Source organism: Micromonospora sp. NPDC005163 (genome assembly GCF_053599835.1).
In genome coordinates, this window is the sequence record NZ_JBSFYP010000047.1 from 33,873 (window position 1) to 52,536 (window position 18,664).

An 18,664-nucleotide genomic window follows, 5' to 3' on the forward strand; every position below is an offset into this window, starting at 1 on the left:
TTACCGGTTCATGACAGTTCGCGGATCACTCCGGGATATCCGGCTGACACCTTCGGTCGGGTGATCCGACAGCCGACATCCACCGACGCCCGGCCCCCCGAGCACGAGCCCGACGTGACGCACGTCCGGTTCCGTCACCGGAGGCACCGGACGCTGTCCGGCCCCGCAGCGGGACGGCCACGCCGAGCGGAGTGGGCCGACGCCGCGAAGGGCGTCTGCATCATCCTGGTCGTCCTGTGGCACGTCGTCGTCAAGGACTACCTGCAGATCGACTGGCACATCGGCGTACCGGTGCCGGGCCTGTGGGGGGCGCTGGGTGAGCAGTTCCTGCCGCTGCGGATGCCGCTGTTCTTCACCATCTCCGGCGTCTTCGCGGCGAACGCCGTCCAGCGGCCCTGGCGGGTCGTCGCCCGCGGCCGGATCGCGCGGTTCCTCTACCTGTACGCCGTCTGGCTGCTGATCCACACCGCGGTCCTCGCCGCGGCCCCGGACTTCCCGACCGACCGGGCCACGTCCGCCCTCGGTCTGCTGGAACAGCTCACCATCACGCCCTCCAACCTCTGGTACCTGTACGCCCTGGCGCTCTACTTCACGCTCGCCAAGGCTGTTCGCCGGGTCTCCCGCGTGCTGGTTCTGGCGCCCGCCGCGGTGCTGTCCGCCGTCGCCGCCGCCGGGCTGCTCGACACGCCGGGCAACCGCGCCGGCCTGTACCAGAACCTGGTCTTCTTTCTCGCCGGCCTGTACCTGCGACCGCAGATCGAACGGTGGGCGGCCACCGCCACCGGGCGCCGACTCGCGGTGACCTCGGGCGCGTACGTCCTCGTGCTCGCCGCGATGGCGGCGGTCGGCGCGCAGCAGTGGTTCGGCGTGTGGCCGGTGGTCTCCGTCGTGGCGGTCGCCTTCGGCGTCACCGCCGCCGCCCGGCTGGGCCGCTGGCCGGCCGTCAGCAACCGGCTCGCCACCCTCGGCCGCATCACCCTGCCCATCTACGTCATCCACATGCCGGTGCTGGCGCTGCTGCACCGGCTGCTGCTCGGGCCGATCTCCGGGCTGGACCAGGTCGGTCAGGGACTGCTCGTGCTCGGGTACCCGGTCCTGCTGACCGGGCTCGTGATCGGCGTGAGCCTGGCCGTCCACCGGGGGCTCCTGGCGCTGCACGCACGCTGGCTGTTCGCCCTTCCCGGCGTCCGGCGGGTGGAGGCGGCCGGATGAGCGCCCTCGGCGAGGCGGTGGTCGACCTCGACGCGATCGCCAGCAACGTACGGATGATCGCGTCGGTCACCGGCACCGAGCTGATGGCCGTGGTGAAGGCGGACGGGTTCGGCCATGGGGCGGTGCCGGTCGCGCGGGCCGCGCTGCGTGCCGGCGCGAGCTGGCTGGGTGTGACCTCGGCGTCCGAGGCGCTGGCGCTGCGGTCGGCGGGCATCACCGCGCCCACGCTGAGCTGGCTGCACCGCCCCGACGACGACTTCGACCGGTTGATCGCCGCCGGCGTCGACGTCGGCGTGTCGACCACGATCCACCTGCACGCTGTCGCCGACGCCGCCCACCGACTCGGCGTGCCGGCGACGGTGCAGCTCAAGGCGGACACCGGGCTGTCCCGCAACGGCGCCGCGGGCGACGACTGGCCCGAGCTGGTCGGCTGGGCCCGCAAGTACGAGGTGGAGGGCGGGGTTCGGGTGCGCGGCGTGTGGTCACACCTGACCGACGCCGACGTACCGGGCAGCCCCGGGCTCGCCCGGCAGGTGGCGGTCTTCGATGAGGCGCTACGGGTCGCCCGGTCCGCCGGCCTCGACCCGGACCTGGTGCACCTGGCGAACTCGGCCGCCGCGCTGGCGGCGCCCCGGACCCGCTTCGACCTCTGCCGGATCGGGCTCGCGCTGTACGGCGTGGATCCGTTCGGCGGGACCGGGCCGGGCCAGGTCGGACTACGCGCCGCCATGACGCTGCGCACGACCGTGGTCAACGTGAAGCGGGTACCGGCCGGCACCGCGGTCTCCTACGGGCCCGAGTACGTGACCGGCGCGCCGACCACCCTGGCTCTGCTGCCGCTCGGCTACGCGGACGGCCTGACCCGGGCCGCCGAGGGTCGCGCCGAGGTGTGGCTGGGCGGCCGGCGTCGCCCGATCGTCGGTCGCATCGCGATGGACCAGTGCGTCATCGACGCAGGCGACCTTCCCGTGGCCATCGGGGACCCGGTCGTGGTGTTCGGCCCCGACCGGGGCGACCACGCCCCACCGACGGTCGCCGAGTGGGCGCGGTGGGCAGGCACGAACCCGCACGAGATCCTGACCGGTGTCGGGGCCCGGGTGGCCCGCGACCACCTCCACGAAAGGGCGGCAACGTCATGACGATCCGACTGGCAGTGCTCTACGGCGGGCAGAGCGGCGAGCACGAGGTGTCCCGCCGCTCGGCGGAGAGCATCCTCGCCGGCCTGGACCGGGAGAGGTACCGGGTCACCGAGGTGCTCATCGGTCGGGACGGCGGGTGGCACGTCGACGGCCGTCCGGTGCCACTCCCCCTGGCGCTGCGCGTGTTGCGCGCCCAGGACGTGGTGTTCCCAGCCCTGCACGGCCCGTACGGCGAGGACGGCACCGTCGCGTCGCTGCTGGAATGGCTCGGGGTGCCGTACGTCGGCAACGGTGTCTTCGCCAGCGCGGCCGGCATGGACAAGGGCGTCACCAAGAGACTGCTCGCCGCGGAGGGCCTGCGGGTCAGCCCCGGGGTGACCCTGCGTCCCGGCGAGGAGCTGTCCCCGGCCGAGCAGCGGAGGCTGGGCCTGCCGGTGTTCGTCAAGCCCGCCCGGGCCGGCTCCAGCCTGGGCGTGGTCAGGGTGACCGACTGGGCCGGACTTCCCGCCGCGCTGCGGCAGGCGCGGGAGGTCGACCCGAAGGTGCTCGTCGAGCAGGGGGCGCGCGGACGGGAGATCGACGTGGCCGTCCTGCAGCATCCCGACGGCCGGGTGCAGGCCGGTCCGCCCCTGGAGATACGGGTGACCGGTGCCGGCTTCTTCGACTACGACGCGAAGTACGACGGCGGGGCGGTCTTCCAGATCCCCGCCGCGCTCGACCCGGCCACCACCCAGGTGCTCCAGGACCGCGCGATTCGCGCCTTCCACGCCCTCGACTGCCGCGGGCTGCTCCGCGTCGACTTCTTCCTGCCCACGCAGGGGTTCGCCGAGCCGATCGTGAACGAGGTGAACACCTTTCCCGGATTCACCACCGCCTCGCAGTTCCCCCAGATCTGGCAGCAGGCCGGGATCGGGTTCGCCACCCTGCTCGACATCCTGATCTCCGGCGCGCTGGCCAACCAGGCTCGGATCCGGTCCAGTGGGTTGCCCCGGCCGGCACGGGCGGTGGACCTGGTCTGAGCGGCCGTCGCCCCGGTCACTTGATCGGACAGGGCCGGGGCGGCCGGGCGCCGTCCGGCCCGGCGATGGTGACCGGGGAGAAGCTGTTTCCCTGGCCGGTGAGCGCCACGGCACCGGCCAGGGTGCAGATGATCTGGTCGGCCGCGGCCGCCGACAGCGGCAGCACGGCACCCGTCATCGTCACCGTGCCGCCGGATCCGTCGGCGTTCGACGTCACCAGGGAGGCCGGGACCAGACCGGCCGGCACCTCGCTGACGAAGCCCTGGCTCCGTTCCGACTCGTCCGGGCCCGCCGCCAGCATGCCGAGCGTCTTCTCCGGCGAGACGCCGCTGCGTGCCTTGGTGTCCCGGATGACCAGCGTGGGTCGTCCGTGCGAGAGCAGGTAGAGGGCGGCGCCCGCGGCTGGGCCGGTCGTCGCGGAGCGGCCGGTGATGACGTCGCTGGGCCGAACCCCGCAGCCCGTCGCGAGCAGCGTGACCAGGAGCCCGCCGGCGAGCAAGGCCCGGCCGGCCCGGCGGCCGGTCACCGTACGCCTCCGGCGTCCGCCACGTCCGTGGCCACGCGCGGCAGCCGGAGCGTGAACACCGCGCCGCCCATCGGATTGTTGCCCGCGACGAGACTTCCGGCCTGCCCGGCGTGCTGGTGCAGGCGCGCGTTCTCCCACGCGATGGCGAGGCCGAGGCCGCTGCCCTCCGAGCGGGTCCGGGCGGTGTCCGCCTTGTAGAAGCGGTCGAAGACGTGCGGCAGCACCTCCGGGTCCAGGCCGGGCCCCTGGTCGCGGACCTCGATCGTGATCCAGTCCGGCTCGGCGCGCAGGCGCACGGACACCGGCTCGGCGCCGTGCCGGAACGCGTTGCCGACCAGGTTGGCGACGATGACGTCCAGCCGGCGGGGGTCCAGGCGGGCGAAGACTCCGGACGGCAGCTCCGCCCGCACCCGATCGGCCCAGCGCCGGACGCGGAGGGTCGCGGTCACCGCCGCGGCCACGTCGATGTCGTCGAGGGCGAGCCGCGCGGTGCCGGAGTCGAACCTGCTGACCTCGATGAGGTCGTTGACCAGCTGGGTGAGGTTCTGCGTCTCCTGACTGACGAGCCGGGCGGCCCGGCCGGCATCCCCGGGCAGCCGGTCCGCCTCCTCGTCGAGCACGTCGGTGACCGCCGTCATCGCGGCCAGTGGCGTGCGGAGCTCGTGCGACACGTCGGCCACGAAGCGTCGGGCCGTCGGCCTCCATCCGCCGCAGCTCACCGACCTGCCGCTCCAGCGTCCCCGCGGTGTCGTTGAAGGTCCGCGCCACGTCGGCCAGTTCGTCGACGCCCCGCACCGCCAGCCGGGTGGTCAGGTCGCCCTCACCGAGCCGGCGCGCCGCCCGGCCCAGCTCGCGGACCGGGCGCAGCACTCCCCGGGCGGCCAGCAGGGCCAGCAGGACCGCGAGGACCAGGGAGAGCCCGCCGGTGAGCCACGCCAGGGTGGCGAGCCGGTCGATGCTCCGCTGTTCGGAGGCGAGGCTGCGCACCGAGTAGACCTCCACGCCGGACGGCACCGACCCGCCATCGGTCCGGTCGATCTTCAGCTGGGTCCCGATGAGCAGCACGGGTTCTCCGCCTCGCGAGACGCGTTGCCAGGCGATGACGCCATCCCCGACCGCCTGCCGCAGCTCCGGGGTGAGCGGCTCGGGCACCTGAGCGCCCTGCGCCCGCATGTCACCGTAGAGGACCACCGCGTACCCCTCCCGGTCGGAGAGGAGCTGGGCCATCGTGTCGAGTTCCCCCTGGGACGGCGGGAGTCGGCGTACCGGGTAGGCCTGCCTGAGCTGATCGGTCAGCGACGCCACCGCGGCGTCCTGCGCCTGCTGGAGGATGACCGTCCGGGCCTGGAAGTAGCTTCCGCTGGCCACCACCGCGGTGGTGGTCACGCCCAGCAACACGAAGGCCAGCAGCAGCCGGACCCGCAGGCCCGACGCTCGGCCACCGGTCCAGCGCCACGGCGTCACAGCGGCCCGAACCGGTACCCGAAACCGCGGACCGTCTGGATGAAGACCGGCGCCGACGAGTCGTCCTCGATCTTGGCGCGCAGCCTCTGCACACAGGCGTCCACCAGCCGCGAGTCGCCGAGGTAACCGTGCTCCCACACGGCCTCCAGCAGTTGCTGACGGCTCAGCACCTGGCCAGGAGTCTGCGCGAGCTCGAGCAGCAGGCGCAGCTCCGTCGGGGCGAGGCTGACCGGCAGCCCTTCCTTGCTGACCACGAGCGCGGCCCGGTCGATGGTGAGGGCACCGTGCTGTTCCAGGCCGGACCGCTCGCCGCCGGTGCGCCGCGACTCGCCAGCGGTCCGCCGCAGCACCGCCCGGATCCGCGCCTCGAGCACCCGGGCCTGCACGGGCTTGACCACGTAGTCGTCGGCGCCGGCTTCCAGCCCCGCCACCACGTCCATGTCGTCGTTGCGGGCGGTGAGCATGATGATCGGAAGGTCGCCGAGCTGCCGGATTCGGCGACAGACCTCGAACCCGTCCATTCCGGGCAGCATGAGATCGAGGACCACGACGTCGGACGAGGCCACCCGCAGCCGCGCCAACCCCTGCTCACCGGTGGCCACGGCGTCGACGGTGTGGCCCTGTCGGGTGAGCGCCAGTTGCAACCCGTCGCGCACCGTCTGGTGGTCTTCGATCAGCAGGACCTGAGACATGTCGGCAAGTATCCCATCATGAATAGGTTTAGCGTTCGGTCGATGGCCGGACGGTCGCGTCTCACCCCTGCGGGGCCCCGCCGTCCCGGCTGGTCGCCGTCGCGTGCCGCTGGGCGCGCTGCCACAGGCGGGGCGGGACGACGAAATTCGCCGACCGCACCAGGAACACCACCGAGCCCACCGCCACCATCGTCGCCGCGGTCACCGCCACGATGGCGACCAGCAGCCCGGGCTGCACCGATGCGGCCAGACCGGGCAGCACCACCAGAAGCACCCAGAGCAGCACGGCCAGCCCCACCGCTCCCCCGACCAGCCCGCGCCCCACCGCGCCGCCCGGTTCGCGGCGCGGACCGGCGCCCGGACCGGCGTCACCGCGCCGACCCGCCAACGCCGCCGCGGCCAGGCAGAACAGCGTCACACCCAGCAGGACGCCGCCGAGAGCGTCACTGAACCGGTGCCAGCCAGCGATCATGGTGGCCGAGGCGATCACCGAGACACCTGCCGCGCCCGGCACCGCCAGCCAGCCTCGGGCCCACCCGGGCACGACCAGCATGAACGCCAGCAGCAGGGCCGTCGCGGCCGCGACGTGACCACTGGGGAAGCTGTTGTGGGTGCTGGAACTGACGATCTGGAAGTCCGGGCGGGCAAGGGCCGACTTCGCCGGGCCGGCCACCACCACCGCGCAGAGGACCATGCCGACGCCCACCACTCCCGCCAGCATCCGTCGGCAGAGCACTCCCACCAGCAGCACCGTGCCGAGCATGGCGGCCAGCAGCGTCGGGCTGCCGAAGGTGGCCAGCACGGTCCGGGCCGGACCGACCAGGACGGTCTGCTGCTCGTAGCCCCCGCCCCGCTCGGCACGCGGCAGGAGCAGACCGTCCAGCCACTGACCGGGGTGGGTGCGCACGAACACGGCGTAGGTGAGGCCCAGGGCGAGCAGGTGGCCGACGGCCGCCCCGAGCAGCAGCCGGCCCAGCGGCGCGGCTGCGCGGACATGTGGCAGCGGTGGCGCCGGCCGCGGGGCGGGCGCCGACCGTCCGATGTATGACGATCCGAGGGACATACCGGCCATCGTCGTGCCGCCAGATCCGGACGCCGTCCGCGGATTGTCTTCGTTCTGTCACAGTTCCCGGCCAGGGCCAGAGGAGAACGGGTGGACCGCGCCGGGCACGGCGACCGGCCAACGGACGCCGCAACGCGTCGATTTCCCAAATTCACCAGCAAACCCGGCCAAGTCATCTCGAATGACTTATGCAAAGCGTGAAGGGTCATTCATATGCTTGCATGCAACTATGTTTTACCCTGCCGAGACGCAATACCACTAAGGTCAGGACGCCGATCAAGCAATGTTTCGGTCGGCGGTGCGAAAACCATCCGGAGCACGTTGGGGAACCGGAAGGGGTTGGGGAAAATGCAGGGGATTCCGGTCGCCTCCCTGGTCATCGGCATCGCGTCCACGCCGGCCGAGCGCAGGCAACTGGCCCGGCTGCTCGGCGGGAGTGACGCCTTCCTGATCGTCTCGAATGTCGATCAGGCTCGGGAGTTTCTCGGGGTGGTCGAGATGCCGGCCGCCACCACGGTGATACCCACCGCCCAGAGCGTGGTGCCCGACGTGGCGCAGAGCCCGCAGGCGCCGCCACCGCCGGACCTGGCCGTCGATTCCGACCGCCGGGTGCTGCGGTGGCGCGACCGGGAGATCGACCTGACCCGGTTGGAGCATGACGTCCTGCTCTGCCTGGTCGACGCGCCCGGGCAGGTCTGGACCTACGAGCGACTGCATCTCGAGGTCTGGGGCAACCGGCACCTCGGCCGCGGCTCGGACATCCACTCCGTGATCCGCCGGGTACGCCGCAAACTCGTCCGGCTCAACGCCGCGGCGACGATCCACGCGGTCCGCGGCGTCGGCTTCCGGCTCGCCCCGGTCTGACCGCCGACGAACATGGTCCGGCCCGCCTGGTCAGCGACGAGGCGGGCCGGATCTGTCACTTACCGGTCAGGCGTTCAGCACCGGATCGGCGACAACCCGAAGTTCTCCACCGTGGGCGTGGTGGTGTCGATCCTCGTCTGACGGGTCTGCGGCTTCCAGCCGTCCTTGGCGACGATCATCGTGAGCGGGTTGTTGCGACGGTCCACCCAGTAGGCGTACTTGCCCTGGGTGTCGGTGGCGAAGGTCCACGACATCGCCCACGAGTCGACCTGGACCACCGCGCCGGCAATCGGCGAGGTCGCACCCTGGCAGCTGGTCCCGGTCACCGTGCCCATGAGCTTGCCCCAGGTCTTCGGAGGCGTCGCGGTCATGGTCACCGCCACCGGCGCCACCGTGTACGGCGTGTTCTCCTTGATGCCGACCGAGCCGGAGTAGGTGCCCGGCTGGTCCACGTTCGCCGTCATCCCGACGGTGACCGTGACGTTCTGACCCGGCGTCAGGGTGACCGCCGACTTGTCGATCGTCATCCAGCTGACATCGGCCGCCGCCTCGGCGCAACCCTCGAAGCCCGGCAGCACCTCGCTGTCCGGCGCCGCGCTGAAGCTGCCGGACGAGCCGCCGATCTTGTAGAAGCCGCACGCCGCGCCACCGCGGTACCGCGCGGTGTTGGAGTTCGGCAGGTTGGACCACGAGCTGGTGCCCGGGTCGTAGGCGAAGCCGGCGTTGCTGATGGCCCCGCCCTGCGAACCGCCGACGACGAGGAGCTTGCCGCTGGCGACAGCGAACGAGCTGGCCCAGTTGTCGACCGGCGCGTCGGCGATGGCGGTCCAGGTGTTGGCACCCGGGTCGAAGGAGTAGCTGGCCTTCTGCGCGGCGGCCCCGTCGTTGCCGCCGGTGCAGTAGATGGTGCCGTCGATCCCGCCGCAGGAGGCGAAGGCCACCGACTTCGGGTAGTTCGCCATCGTCTCCCAGGTGTTGCTGCCCGGGTCGTACCGGACGACGGTGTTCGACATCGGCGTACAGGCCGCCGTGGTGCAGCCACCGATGGCGTACAGCTTGCCGTCGACGACAGCCTGCCCGGCGGCAGCTCTCGGCGCCGGGTTGTCGGCCAGATCCGTCCAGGTGTTGGCCGCCGGGTCGTACGACCAGGTGGCCGCGTCCGGGCCGCCGTCCGCCCAGCCGCCGGTCGCGATGATCTTTCCGTCCACGACGCCCACCGCCAGGGCGTTGCGGGCGCCGGGCAGATCGGCGATCGCCGTCCAGGTCTGGGCAACCGCGTCGTAGGCGTAGTTCTTCGTGGTCGAGCTGGACCCGTCACCACCGCCGATCGAGTAGACCTTGCCGTCCAGCGTCACCACCCGGTTGTCCATGATGTTGGCCGGGTAGTCGGTGATGTCCGTCCACGGTGCGGCCTGCGGGGTGACCGCGGCGGGGACCGCCATGGCCGCCTTGCCGGACGCCTTGGCGGCGAACGACGTCGGGACGGTGAGCCGCTGCTCCGGTGCGCCGGTGGCTCCGAGCACCTGCTGCCTGGTCATCCGGGACCCGTCCGCCCGGAGGAGTTCGAACCCGTTGTCGCGCTCACTGAACTCGACCTCGACCGGCGCCCCGCCGGTGTTGGTCACCGTGAACGTCTTGCTGGCCTTGCCGTTGGGCATCTGCACCGTCGCGCTCACCTGGTCCGGCGCCACCGACAGCCGGCCGGCCGCGAGCTGGAAGTTCGCGGCGGTCGCCCAGTCGGCCTGGACGTCGACCTGCTTGCTCTGGCTGACGTAGTTGCCGGCCTTCGCGGTGAACTTGTGCGTGTCGGTCAGGGTCGAGTAGAGCCAGTAGAAGCCGTCGGGCAGCCCTGGGTCGTCCGGGGTCGCCACGGTGACGGCACTCTCGGCGGGCCGGTCGGCACTGGTGACGGTGGCGCCGTTGACGTAGCTGCTGTCGTTCTTGTCACGGACGTGACCGACGACCAGACCGCCGTCGACCGGCACGCAGGTGACCTGGCTGCCGATCAGTACGTTGTCGACCTCCCACCACCACTCGTACGAGGCGTCGTAGTAGTGGAACCGCACCTGGACCTGCGCCTTACCGGCCGCCTGCGGGATCGGGATCTCGGTGACCTTCGGACCCCGGACGTCCGTCTCCTGCCGGAGCACGTTGGTCCAGGTGGCACCGCCGTCGATGCTCAGATCGACATCGCCGGTGTCGTCGGCCAGTTGGTTGAGGTCCTGGTTGAACCGGATGACCGGGGCCGTGACGTCGGTCAGGTTGACCACCGGGCTGACCAGGGAGGTGTCCTGGCTCCCGCCGGCGCCGTACGCGTCGCTGTCGACCACCGCGAAGTTGCCGGTGCCACCGGTCAGGTTGCCGCGGTTGCCGTCGTCGGTGAACTTCCAGACCTGGCTGTTGCCCTTGTTGTCCACCACGGACCAGCCGGCCGGCACGGTGGCGCCGTCGAAGGTCTCGTACTCACCGTCGGAACCGAACGTGTAGCCGGGCGCCGTCGTGCAGGTGTTGGTGTTCACCGGCACCGCGACGTTGGCGGTCACGTTGCGCGAGCCGACCACCACCTCCTTGGTGACGGTCTGGTAGCCCGGGTACTGCGACTCGTACGTCAGGGTGTAGGTCTGCCCGGCCGGCAGCTTGATGCTGTAGCGGCCGTTCGCCGGCGTGGTGTAGTCGTACACGCCCGACACGCCGGTCACGGTGACCTTGGCGTACAGCGGCCAGCCGTGTCCGGAACCGTCGGTGACCGCTCCGGTGACGTTGACGCTCGCCACCGCCGTCAGCGCGACGTTGAGCGTCGTGGTCGCGCCGTCGGTGACGGTCGCCGGCTTGGTCGTGCTGCCGTACCCGAACGCCGCCACGGCGACCTGGTAGTCACCGACCGGAAGCGTGGTCGAGTACTTGCCGTCGGCGCCGGTGGACACCTCGCGGCCGGTCGGTCCGGTGAGCGTCAGGGTGGCACCGGCGATCGGGCTGCCGGTGGCCGCGTCGGTGACCGTGCCGGCCAGGGTGCCGGTGTCGCCGGTCGGGGCGGCGTTGAGCAGGGCGAGGGCGTCCAGTCGGCCTTCGCCGTAGACGTTGTTGTCCGCCGGGGTGCCACCGCACTGGTCGTCGGCCTTGTCGATCGCGGCGCCGTTGAGCAGCGCACGGGTCGCGTTGATGTCACCGACCAGCGACGGGGCCGCCGAGTACAGCAGGGCGATCGCGCCCGCGAGGTGCGGAGCGGCCATCGACGTGCCACTGATGCTGCCGTAGGCGTTGCCCGGAATGCTCGACCGGACGTTCACGCCCGGCGCCGAGATGTTGGGCTTGATCTCGCCGTTCTGTCCGACACCCCGGCCCGAGAAGCCAGCGACGTTGTTGTTGATGTCGTACGCGCCGGTCGAGTAGTTGCTGACGAGGCTGCCCGGCGAACCACTGGTCTGGCACGCCGGTCCGCTGTTGCCGTTGGACCAGACCCCGAAGATCCCGGAGGCGGCCCAGGCCAGCGTCACGTCCTCCATGAAGGGCTCGTTGGACGGGTTCTGGCTGCCCCACGAGTTGTTGATGATGTTCGGTCGCTTGCTCGCGTCCGCGTTCTGGCCGTTGAGGTCCATCGGCTCGAGCATCCACTGACCCGACTCGATCAGCGCCGCGTCGCTGGGGCAGCAGCCGTTCGCCGCGATCCACTTGACCCCGGGAGCGACACCGATCTGGTTCGCGCCGTCGGAGCCGGCCATGGTGCCCATCGTGTGCGTACCGTGGCCATTGCTGTCACAGGGCGCGGTCGCGCACGTCCCGGCGGCGTTGAACCAGTTGTAGTTGTGGTCGAACGTGCCGTCGCCGTTGTTGCCGCGGTAGGAGCCGACCAACGCCGGGTGGTCGAACTGGACCCCGGTGTCGATGTTCGCGATGGTGATGCCCTCGCCCGTGACGCCGTACTGGCTCCAGACGTCGTCGGCGTTGATGTTCGCGATGCCCCACTCGAGGGCGTTCACGGTCTTCTCGTCGGTGCCCTTGGTGACCTCGGGAACCTTGTAGGCGACCGGGGCGTAGAGACCCTCCACCTCCGAGTGGGCGGCGAACTTCTGCACCATCGCCAGTGAGCCGCTGCTCACCTTGATGGCGTTGGTCGCCCAGAAGGTCTGGTACTTGGTGCCCGATCCGTCGAGTTCGGCCCGGATCTTGCCCTGGCTGTCGGCGGCCGTCTTGCGCAGTGCCTCCGCGACCGCCGTGCCGCGCTTGGACCAGTCCTTGATGGCGCTGGCCTTGCTCAAGTCCGCCCGGTCCTTGAACCGGATCCAGAAGTCCCCTGCACTCTTGGCCTGGAGCTGCTTCGCGAGCTCCGGTCGGATCTTGTCCCCCGGAGCGGCGCCGGCCCCCGTCCCGCCGGGCGCCGCCTGCGCGCCCGAGCCGATACTGGCCAGACATGTCGCGGCGAGGATCATCGCCGCACCAGCGCTCACCACTGATCTGGCTGTGCGCCTCCATTGTGGACGTCTGAACATCGGTGCTGCGTCCCTCAGAACAACCCAGGGTGAAAAATGGGCCATGGTGAGGGTGCGGGAGATCCGCCTCGATGGAACCGAGCGGACGAACCCTTCATGCCTCCCCATACACCGCGCGGGTCACGCCGGTTGCCCGAGTGGACACTATGATCGAGAAGAACGGACGATCAAGAACTTGCCGTGAGCAACTTGTCGCTAACGGTTGCCAGGCTGGCGGCACGCTTGCCCAACACTGTCAGGACCATGACGCGAGGTGGGCAGGATGATGCCCATGGATCCCGGGTGGGTGCTGTGGCCGAGGACGACGAGGCAGCGTTGGACGGGTCCGAGCCGGTCGACGAGCCGTTCCCGCTGCTGATCGCGGTGACCTCGTCGCCGACCGAGCGGATCCGGCTCGCGGAGCAGCTCGAGGGCATCGCACCGCTGCTGCTGGTGGCCGACCTCGACGAGCTGCGCCGGCTGATCGCGACTCCACAGCAGCCCGCCGGCACACCGCCCCCGCCAGCGCCCGCCGTCGCGGCCGGCTCCGCCCTGGTCATCGACTCGCACCGGTCCACCGCCCGCTGTCAGGACCGCGAGGTCGACCTGACCCGACTCGAACACGACCTGCTGATCTGCCTGACCACCGTGCCGATTCGGGTCTGGAGCTACGCCGAGCTACACCGGTCGGTCTGGCGCGACGAAGGGCGCGAGCGCAAGGCGGACGTACAGTCGCTGGTGAAGCGGTTACGACGCAAGCTGCACGAGCTCGGCACCGGCGCCACGATCGAGGCCGTACGCGGCGTCGGGCTGCGGCTGACCGATCGCCAGGAGCCGCGGATCGGACGGGCCTGACGCGGCTGCCTGATGTGGGCAGCGCCCCGGTGACCATCGGGTGTCGATCGGTCAGATCAGCCCGGCGCGGGTCCACAGCAGACGGCCCGGCCCGGCCACCAGACCCACGCCCGCGAGATGGGTGTGCACCCGCTCCGCCGACCAGCGCAGGGTGGCGCGCCAGTGCGGGTTGGCGCGCGCGGCGGCCCGGCCGACCGCCGGTGGGATGCCCACCGCCGCGTACGCGTCTGGATGGACCAGGCGGTTGGCGATCGTGCCGGCGGCACGACCGACCAGCAGGCGGGCGTACGCCATGCCCACCGGGCCGGTGGCCGCGACCGCGGCGGCCAGTTCCTCGCGGGCGAACCGGACGTGTCTCGCCTCCTCCACCACGTGGATGCGCGAGACCATCCGGATGAGCAGCTGGAGCGACTCGTCGGCCATGATCTCGCGCTGGAACGCGTCGAGGATCTCCTCCGCGATGAGGATCGCGGCGTACATCCGGGGGCCGCTGGCGGTGGCCTTGAGGAAGCGCCCGAGGTGATGGTCCACCGTGCTCGCCCGGTAGACCGGGCAGCCCATCGCCTCGATCAGCCGGCCGAACATGATGGAGTGCCGGCACTCGTCGGCGACCTCGGTCAGCGCGTACTGGGCCTGCCGGCTGGTCGGGTCGGCGCCGTAGTACTCCCGGATCAGCATCTGCATGAGGATCGTCTCGAACCACAGCCCGGCGCTGGCCGCGCTGGCCACCTCGTGCTTGGTCAGCTCGACGCGCTGCTCCTCGCTGAGCTGCTCCCACAGCGGCGTGCCGTAGAGGCTGCTGCGGTGCGGCGGGAGCCAGTAGGCGCCCGGAGTGTGCGGAGCGTCCCAGTCGATCTCGACGACCGGGTCGTAGCTGGTGCGGAGCGAGGACGTGAGCAGTCGCTCGGCGACGGCGGTGCGCTCCGATTCCGCCGGTGTCGCGTCCATGGCCCCTCCATATTGACGTGACGTCAGGTAACTGTTACGAGTAGTAGCATGCAATCGCCGCTCAAAGATGTCAATGGATCCAATCCGGCAGCCCCGGCCGCCGACGAGGGCCGGAAGGCGAAGGGCAACGGCCGCCGGGACCGGTGGGCCGACCATCGTGAGCAACGACGGCGGGAACTGATCGGGGCCGCTGTGCAGGCGTTGCTGCGGTACGGGCCGGAGGTCGACATGGACCAGGTGGCCGCCACCGCCGGCGTCAGCAAGCCGGTCCTCTACCGCTACTTCGCCGACAAGTCGCAACTCTGGGTCGCCGTGAGCGAGGTGGTGGCGGCCCGGATCATCGACACCGTGGCGCCCGCGGTGGAGCAGGTCCGCGAGGAACGCGGCCTGGTGCAGGCGACGATCGACGCCTACCTGGGGGTGATCGAGGCGCAGCCCACGCTCTACCGGTTCCTGATGCACCAGTCCGGTCATCCCGGCATCCACCAGGTCGTCGCCGGGACCAGCCAGCAGGTCGCCGCCGGGCTGGCCCGCGTGATCGGCGACCGGCTGCGCGCGCTGGGGCTGGACGCCGGCCCCGCCGAGCCGTGGGCGTACGGCCTGGTGGGCTTCGTGCAGGCGGTCGGCGACTGGTGGACCACGCACGGTCAGCCGATCAGCCGGGCAGCCCTCACCGACTACCTGACCGCTCTGCTGTGGAACGGGATCGAGGGCGTACGGGCCAGCGCCGACCTGCCCCGCGAGCTCACCCGCGCCCACGAACGGATCACGCCATGAGCGTGCGTCAGCGAGCGAATCATCAGCACCGGGTGGCGGCGTGAGTTACCACGGCCCGGCGAGCCTCGCGGGCACCACCGTCCGGGTGCACCTCAGCGGGCGGTGGGAGCCGGTCGACGGCCGCTACCACTGGGGTGGACGAATCGAGCCCGACCCGCAGGTGGCGCAACTGCTGCGCTCCGGCCGGCGTGACGTCGAGCTGCGCATCGCCGACCGGGTCCGGCCCACCCGGCTGGCCGAGGTCGACCCGTGGGGCGGCGTACGGATCACCGGCGTGGGCGATCCACCCTGGCCACCGGCAGCCGAACCGGTTCCGTGCCCGAGCTACCGGAGAAGTGATGGAGCCAGACCTCCGTGGAAGGGTAGTCATGACAGTTCACTTTCGCCGCGCGGGCAGCGGTGAACCGCTCGTGCTCATCCACGGCATCGGTCACCGCCACCAGGCCTGGGAGCCGGTTTTCGACCTGCTCACCGCCCACCACGAGGTGATCGCGCTCGACCTGCCCGGCTTCGGGAACTCTCCGGTGCCCGACGCGGGCATGCCCGCCGACATGGCGGCCACCGTCGCCGGGATACTGCCGATCCTGACCGGGTGGGGGCTGGAGCGCCCGCACGTGGCCGGCTACAGCCTCGGTGGGGCGATCGGCCTGGAACTCGCCGCGACCGGGGCGGTCGCCTCGGCCACCGCCTTCTCCCCCGCCGGGTTCTTCACCACCGCTGAGCGCCGGCGGGCACTGGCCATCCTCACGATGTTGCGGGCCAATTCGTACCTGCCCACCCCGATCATGCGGGTCGCGTTGCGGTCGGCGTACCTGCGGGCGATGTGCTTCGCGCCGCTGGTGGCCCGCCCACGGCTGCTGGACGCCGACCGCGCGCTGGGCGACGCGCTCGCCCTGCGGCGTGGGCTCGGCTTCAGCGCCGTGGCCCGGGCCGCCCGCGACTACCGCTTCGACGGTCTCCGGCTGGCCGACGCGGCGGTGCCGGTGACCATCGGCTGGGGTGACTGCGACCGCATCTTCGGCGTACACCAGGCCGAGCGTGCCCGGGCCGGCCTGCCGGCGGCCCGGGTGGTGACGATGCCCGGCTGCGGGCACGTACCGATGAGCGACGACCCGGATCTGGTCGCCGCGCTCATCCTGGAGACCACCGGCGCCGTGCCCCGCACCGGTCGAGCGGATCGGGCGGGTCACGAACATCACTTCACAGAATAAAAACTTGCACGGTACGCAACTTGCCTTCTAGCCTCCCCGGGTGACCGATACCGACCAGGCCGCCACCGGGCGTCGCGACCGCAAGAAGCGGCAGACGCGGGCCGCGCTGACCGCCGCCGCGCTGCGCCTGGTCGCCGAACGGGGCCTGGAGCACGTGACGGTCGAGGAGATCAGCGAAGCCGCCGACGTCTCCTCGCGCACCTTCTTCAACTACTTCACCTGCAAGGACGAGGCGCTCACCGACGACCCGGCGCTCGACGGCACACCGGTGGTGGCGCGACTGGCCGCCGCCCCACCGCACGTGCCCGCGTTGCAGGCCGTTCGACTCGCCCTCGACGAGGCGATCGACACGATGCAGGCCGACCGGGAGTTGTGGCGGCTGCGGCTGGCCGTCATCACACAGAACCCCGCGCTGGTGCCCCGGCTGATGACCGGGAACATCGAGACCGAGCGGGGCATGGTCACCGCCCTCGCCGCCCGCCTCGGCGTCGACCCCGAGCACGGCCACCCGGCGCTGGTCACCGCGGTGGCCGGTGCCACCTTCCGCACCGCGATGCTGCGCTGGGCCGCCGACGACAGCCGGCCCCTGCGCGACTTCGTGGACGAGGCGTTCGCCACGGTCGCCGCCGGCCTGCCGGATCCACCACACCAGTCCTGACCACCAGTCCCCCGGTGCATCAGGTTCCGGGGGCAGCCACTCCGATCAAGACCCCGAAAAGGGAGCGTCAATGACCACCACCGCCCCGCCCGCTGACGTTGCCGACGTCGGCACGCGCATGTCGCGTCGGGAGGTTCTCCAGGCCCTCTCCGGCCTGATGGTCGGCATGTTCGTGTCCATCCTCGCCTCCACGGTGGTGGCGAACGCCTTGCCGCGGATCATCGCCGACCTGAACGGCAGCCAGACCGTCTACACCTGGATCGTCACCAGCGAACTGCTCGCCATGACGGCGACGGTGCCGCTGTGGGGCAAGATGGCCGACCTCTACAGCAAGAAACTGCTGATCCAACTGTCGCTGGGGCTGTTCGTGGTGGGTTCGCTGATCGCGGGCTTCACGCCGAACGTCGAGGTGCTGCTGATCAGCCGGGTCGTGCAGGGCATCGGCGCCGGCGGCATGACGGCGCTGGCCACGATCGTCATGGCGGCGATGATCCCGCCGCGCGAGCTGGGCCGCTACGCCGGTATCTTCGGCGCGGTCTTCGGTGTCGGCACCATCGCCGGTCCGCTGATCGGCGGTCTGCTCGTCGACACGTCGTGGCTGGGCTGGCGGTGGTGCTTCCTGATCGGGGTCCCGTTCACCATCCTGTCCATCGTCCTGCTGCAGCGCACCCTGCACCTCCCGGTGGCTCGCCGCAAGTTCAAGATCGACTGGCTGGGCGCCGTCCTCATCACCGCGGGCGTGTGCACGCTGCTGATCTGGTCGTCCCTCGCCGGGAACAAGTTCCCCTGGGCATCGGGCTGGACGGCCGTCATGGTCCTGGGCGGTCTGGTCCTGCTGGCGCTGGCCGTTCTCGTCGAATCGCGGGCGGCGGAGCCGATCGTTCCGCTGGGCATCTTCCGCAATCGCACGGTCTCGCTGGCCACCGCCGCCAGCGTGCTGGTCGGTGTCGCGATGTTCGGTGGCACCGTCTTCCTGTCCCAGTACTTCCAGATCTCGCTGGGCAAGTCGCCGACCGTCGCGGGCCTGATGAGCCTTCCGATGATCTTCGGTTTGCTCGTCTCGTCGACGGTGGCCGGCCAGCTCATCACGAAGTTCGGCCGGTGGAAGGCCTACCTCGTGGCCGGCGCCGCCGTGATGACCGTCGGGATGCTGCTCCTGGGCACCATCGACGCCAACACCAGCGTCGTCGTCCTGTCGGTCTACATGGCCGTGCTGGGCATCGGCGTCGGCATGCTCATGCAGAACCTCGTGCTCGCCGCGCAGAACGACGTGCCCGCTCAGGAACTCGGCGCCACCACCTCCGTGCTGACGTTCTTCCGCAGCATGGGCGGCGCCATCGGGGTCAGCGCCCTGGGTGCCGTCCTGGCGAGCCGGGTTACCTCGCTGACGACCGAGCGACTCGGCCCGGCCGCGGCCGGTGGCGGCTCCGCCGAGGTGCCCGACCTGTCCACCCTGCCCGAGCCGGTGCTGCGCATCGTGCAGGACGTCTACGGCACCGCCACCGCCGACCTGTTCCTGATCGGCGCGCCGATCGCGCTGATCGCGCTGATCGTCGTGCTGTTCATCAAGGAAAAGCCCCTGCACACCCTCAGCGGGGACGAACGACGCGCCCAGGAGGAGGCGGCCGCAAACGCCGCGATTCACTGAGCCGTACTACAGCAGGCGGGGGCGGGCCGATCGGCCCGCCCCCGCACTGCGCCCACACCCCTGCCCCCCGCCGGACCGCTCGGGCCGGGCGCGAGGGCCGGGCCCGGGCGAGGGGATCAGGG

The 18,664-nt window shown here is 71.2% G+C and carries 16 protein-coding genes and 1 pseudogene; 10 read left to right on the forward strand and 7 right to left on the reverse strand.

Annotated features, from left to right (window positions below; genetic code table 11):
* The first annotated feature begins 60 nt into the window (after nt 1–60).
* The 3 genes from ACWD6N_RS26635 to ACWD6N_RS26645 are packed head-to-tail and all read left to right on the forward strand — an operon-like array spanning nt 61 to nt 3,370.
* Nucleotides 61–1,212, forward strand: coding sequence for an acyltransferase family protein (locus ACWD6N_RS26635; RefSeq protein ID WP_387322167.1), 1,152 nt, complete (start codon nt 61–63; stop codon nt 1,210–1,212).
* Complete coding sequence (gene alr / locus ACWD6N_RS26640; RefSeq protein ID WP_387322165.1) at nt 1,209–2,351, forward strand: alanine racemase; 1,143 nt, start codon at nt 1,209–1,211, stop codon at nt 2,349–2,351. Before ACWD6N_RS26635 ends, alr begins: the two co-directional genes overlap by 4 nt.
* Complete coding sequence (locus ACWD6N_RS26645) at nt 2,348–3,370, forward strand: D-alanine--D-alanine ligase family protein (RefSeq protein WP_387322163.1); 1,023 nt, start codon at nt 2,348–2,350, stop codon at nt 3,368–3,370. Before alr ends, ACWD6N_RS26645 begins: the two co-directional genes overlap by 4 nt.
* Before the next feature lie 16 nt (nt 3,371–3,386).
* Here ACWD6N_RS26645 and ACWD6N_RS26650 read toward each other — a convergent pair whose 3' ends face one another.
* The 5 genes and pseudogenes from ACWD6N_RS26650 to ACWD6N_RS26670 all read right to left on the reverse strand — a co-directional run bounded on the left by ACWD6N_RS26650 (nt 3,387) and on the right by ACWD6N_RS26670 (nt 7,115).
* A complete protein-coding gene (locus ACWD6N_RS26650) occupies nt 3,387–3,896 on the reverse strand; it encodes a hypothetical protein (RefSeq protein WP_387322161.1) in 510 nt (169 codons plus the stop codon).
* Nucleotides 3,893–4,567 (reverse strand): sensor histidine kinase, encoded by a 675-nt coding sequence (locus ACWD6N_RS26655; RefSeq protein ID WP_450005239.1) that lies wholly within the window; start codon nt 4,565–4,567, stop codon nt 3,893–3,895. The genes ACWD6N_RS26650 and ACWD6N_RS26655 overlap by 4 nt, the downstream gene beginning before the upstream one ends.
* A 118-nt stretch (nt 4,568–4,685) precedes the next feature.
* Nucleotides 4,686–5,123: pseudogene (locus ACWD6N_RS26660) on the reverse strand (HAMP domain-containing protein); the annotation flags it as partial.
* A gap of 233 nt (nt 5,124–5,356) precedes the next feature.
* Nucleotides 5,357–6,052, reverse strand: coding sequence for a response regulator transcription factor (locus ACWD6N_RS26665; protein ID WP_354962513.1), 696 nt, complete (start codon nt 6,050–6,052; stop codon nt 5,357–5,359).
* Nucleotides 6,053–6,113: 61 nt separating this feature from the next.
* The gene (locus tag ACWD6N_RS26670) at nt 6,114–7,115 is read right to left on the reverse strand and encodes a phosphatase PAP2 family protein (RefSeq protein WP_387322156.1); all 1,002 of its coding nucleotides are present in this window, start codon (nt 7,113–7,115) and stop codon (nt 6,114–6,116) included.
* Nucleotides 7,116–7,463: 348 nt separating this feature from the next.
* On the opposite strand from ACWD6N_RS26670, the gene ACWD6N_RS26675 reads away from it, so the two are divergent.
* The gene (locus ACWD6N_RS26675; protein WP_387322154.1) at nt 7,464–7,979 is read left to right on the forward strand and encodes a winged helix-turn-helix domain-containing protein; all 516 of its coding nucleotides are present in this window, start codon (nt 7,464–7,466) and stop codon (nt 7,977–7,979) included.
* Between the two features lie 74 nt (nt 7,980–8,053).
* On the opposite strand, the gene ACWD6N_RS26680 is transcribed toward ACWD6N_RS26675, so the two are convergent.
* Entirely contained in the window at nt 8,054–12,424 is a 4,371-nt protein-coding gene (locus tag ACWD6N_RS26680) for a S8 family serine peptidase (protein ID WP_450005240.1), read from the reverse strand.
* Nucleotides 12,425–12,748: 324 nt separating this feature from the next.
* Here ACWD6N_RS26680 and ACWD6N_RS26685 point away from each other — a divergent pair, with 324 nt between their 5' ends.
* Complete coding sequence (locus tag ACWD6N_RS26685) at nt 12,749–13,300, forward strand: winged helix-turn-helix domain-containing protein (protein ID WP_354962517.1); 552 nt, start codon at nt 12,749–12,751, stop codon at nt 13,298–13,300.
* Between the two features lie 51 nt (nt 13,301–13,351).
* Here ACWD6N_RS26685 and ACWD6N_RS26690 read toward each other — a convergent pair whose 3' ends face one another.
* Entirely contained in the window at nt 13,352–14,248 is an 897-nt protein-coding gene (locus ACWD6N_RS26690; RefSeq protein WP_354962518.1) for an AurF N-oxygenase family protein, read from the reverse strand.
* Between the two features lie 48 nt (nt 14,249–14,296).
* On the opposite strand from ACWD6N_RS26690, the gene ACWD6N_RS26695 reads away from it, so the two are divergent.
* The 5 genes from ACWD6N_RS26695 (at nt 14,297) to ACWD6N_RS26715 (ending at nt 18,542) form a co-directional block, all read left to right on the forward strand.
* On the forward strand, nt 14,297–15,025 hold the full coding sequence (locus ACWD6N_RS26695; RefSeq protein ID WP_387322150.1) for a TetR family transcriptional regulator: 729 nt from the start codon (nt 14,297–14,299) through the stop codon (nt 15,023–15,025).
* Between the two features lie 40 nt (nt 15,026–15,065).
* Complete coding sequence (locus tag ACWD6N_RS26700) at nt 15,066–15,428, forward strand: DUF4873 domain-containing protein (RefSeq protein ID WP_354962520.1); 363 nt, start codon at nt 15,066–15,068, stop codon at nt 15,426–15,428.
* Nucleotides 15,394–16,236 carry an alpha/beta fold hydrolase gene (locus tag ACWD6N_RS26705; RefSeq protein WP_354962521.1) on the forward strand — a complete coding sequence of 281 codons (843 nt, stop codon included), beginning with the start codon at nt 15,394–15,396 and terminating at the stop codon, nt 16,234–16,236. The genes ACWD6N_RS26700 and ACWD6N_RS26705 overlap by 35 nt, the downstream gene beginning before the upstream one ends.
* Nucleotides 16,237–16,276: 40 nt before the next feature.
* Nucleotides 16,277–16,894: an acyl-CoA-like ligand-binding transcription factor gene (locus tag ACWD6N_RS26710; RefSeq protein WP_354962522.1), complete on the forward strand. Its 618-nt coding sequence runs from the start codon at nt 16,277–16,279 to the stop codon at nt 16,892–16,894.
* Nucleotides 16,895–16,964: 70 nt separating this feature from the next.
* On the forward strand, nt 16,965–18,542 hold the full coding sequence (locus ACWD6N_RS26715; protein WP_354962523.1) for an MDR family MFS transporter: 1,578 nt from the start codon (nt 16,965–16,967) through the stop codon (nt 18,540–18,542).
* The last annotated feature ends 122 nt before the right edge of the window (nt 18,543–18,664 follow it).

Coding starts and splice junctions, on each gene's coding strand:
- alr (WP_387322165.1), top strand. CDS start 1,209: ATGAGCGCCCTCGGCGAGGCGGTGGTCGACCTCGACGCGATCGCCAGC.
- ACWD6N_RS26645 (WP_387322163.1), top strand. CDS start 2,348: ATGACGATCCGACTGGCAGTGCTCTACGGCGGGCAGAGCGGCGAGCAC.
- ACWD6N_RS26665 (WP_354962513.1), bottom strand. CDS start 6,052: ATGTCTCAGGTCCTGCTGATCGAAGACCACCAGACGGTGCGCGACGGG.
- ACWD6N_RS26670 (WP_387322156.1), bottom strand. CDS start 7,115: ATGTCCCTCGGATCGTCATACATCGGACGGTCGGCGCCCGCCCCGCGG.
- ACWD6N_RS26675 (WP_387322154.1), top strand. CDS start 7,464: ATGCAGGGGATTCCGGTCGCCTCCCTGGTCATCGGCATCGCGTCCACG.
- ACWD6N_RS26690 (WP_354962518.1), bottom strand. CDS start 14,248: ATGGACGCGACACCGGCGGAATCGGAGCGCACCGCCGTCGCCGAGCGA.
- ACWD6N_RS26695 (WP_387322150.1), top strand. CDS start 14,297: ATGCAATCGCCGCTCAAAGATGTCAATGGATCCAATCCGGCAGCCCCG.
- ACWD6N_RS26705 (WP_354962521.1), top strand. CDS start 15,394: ATGACAGTTCACTTTCGCCGCGCGGGCAGCGGTGAACCGCTCGTGCTC.
- ACWD6N_RS26715 (WP_354962523.1), top strand. CDS start 16,965: ATGACCACCACCGCCCCGCCCGCTGACGTTGCCGACGTCGGCACGCGC.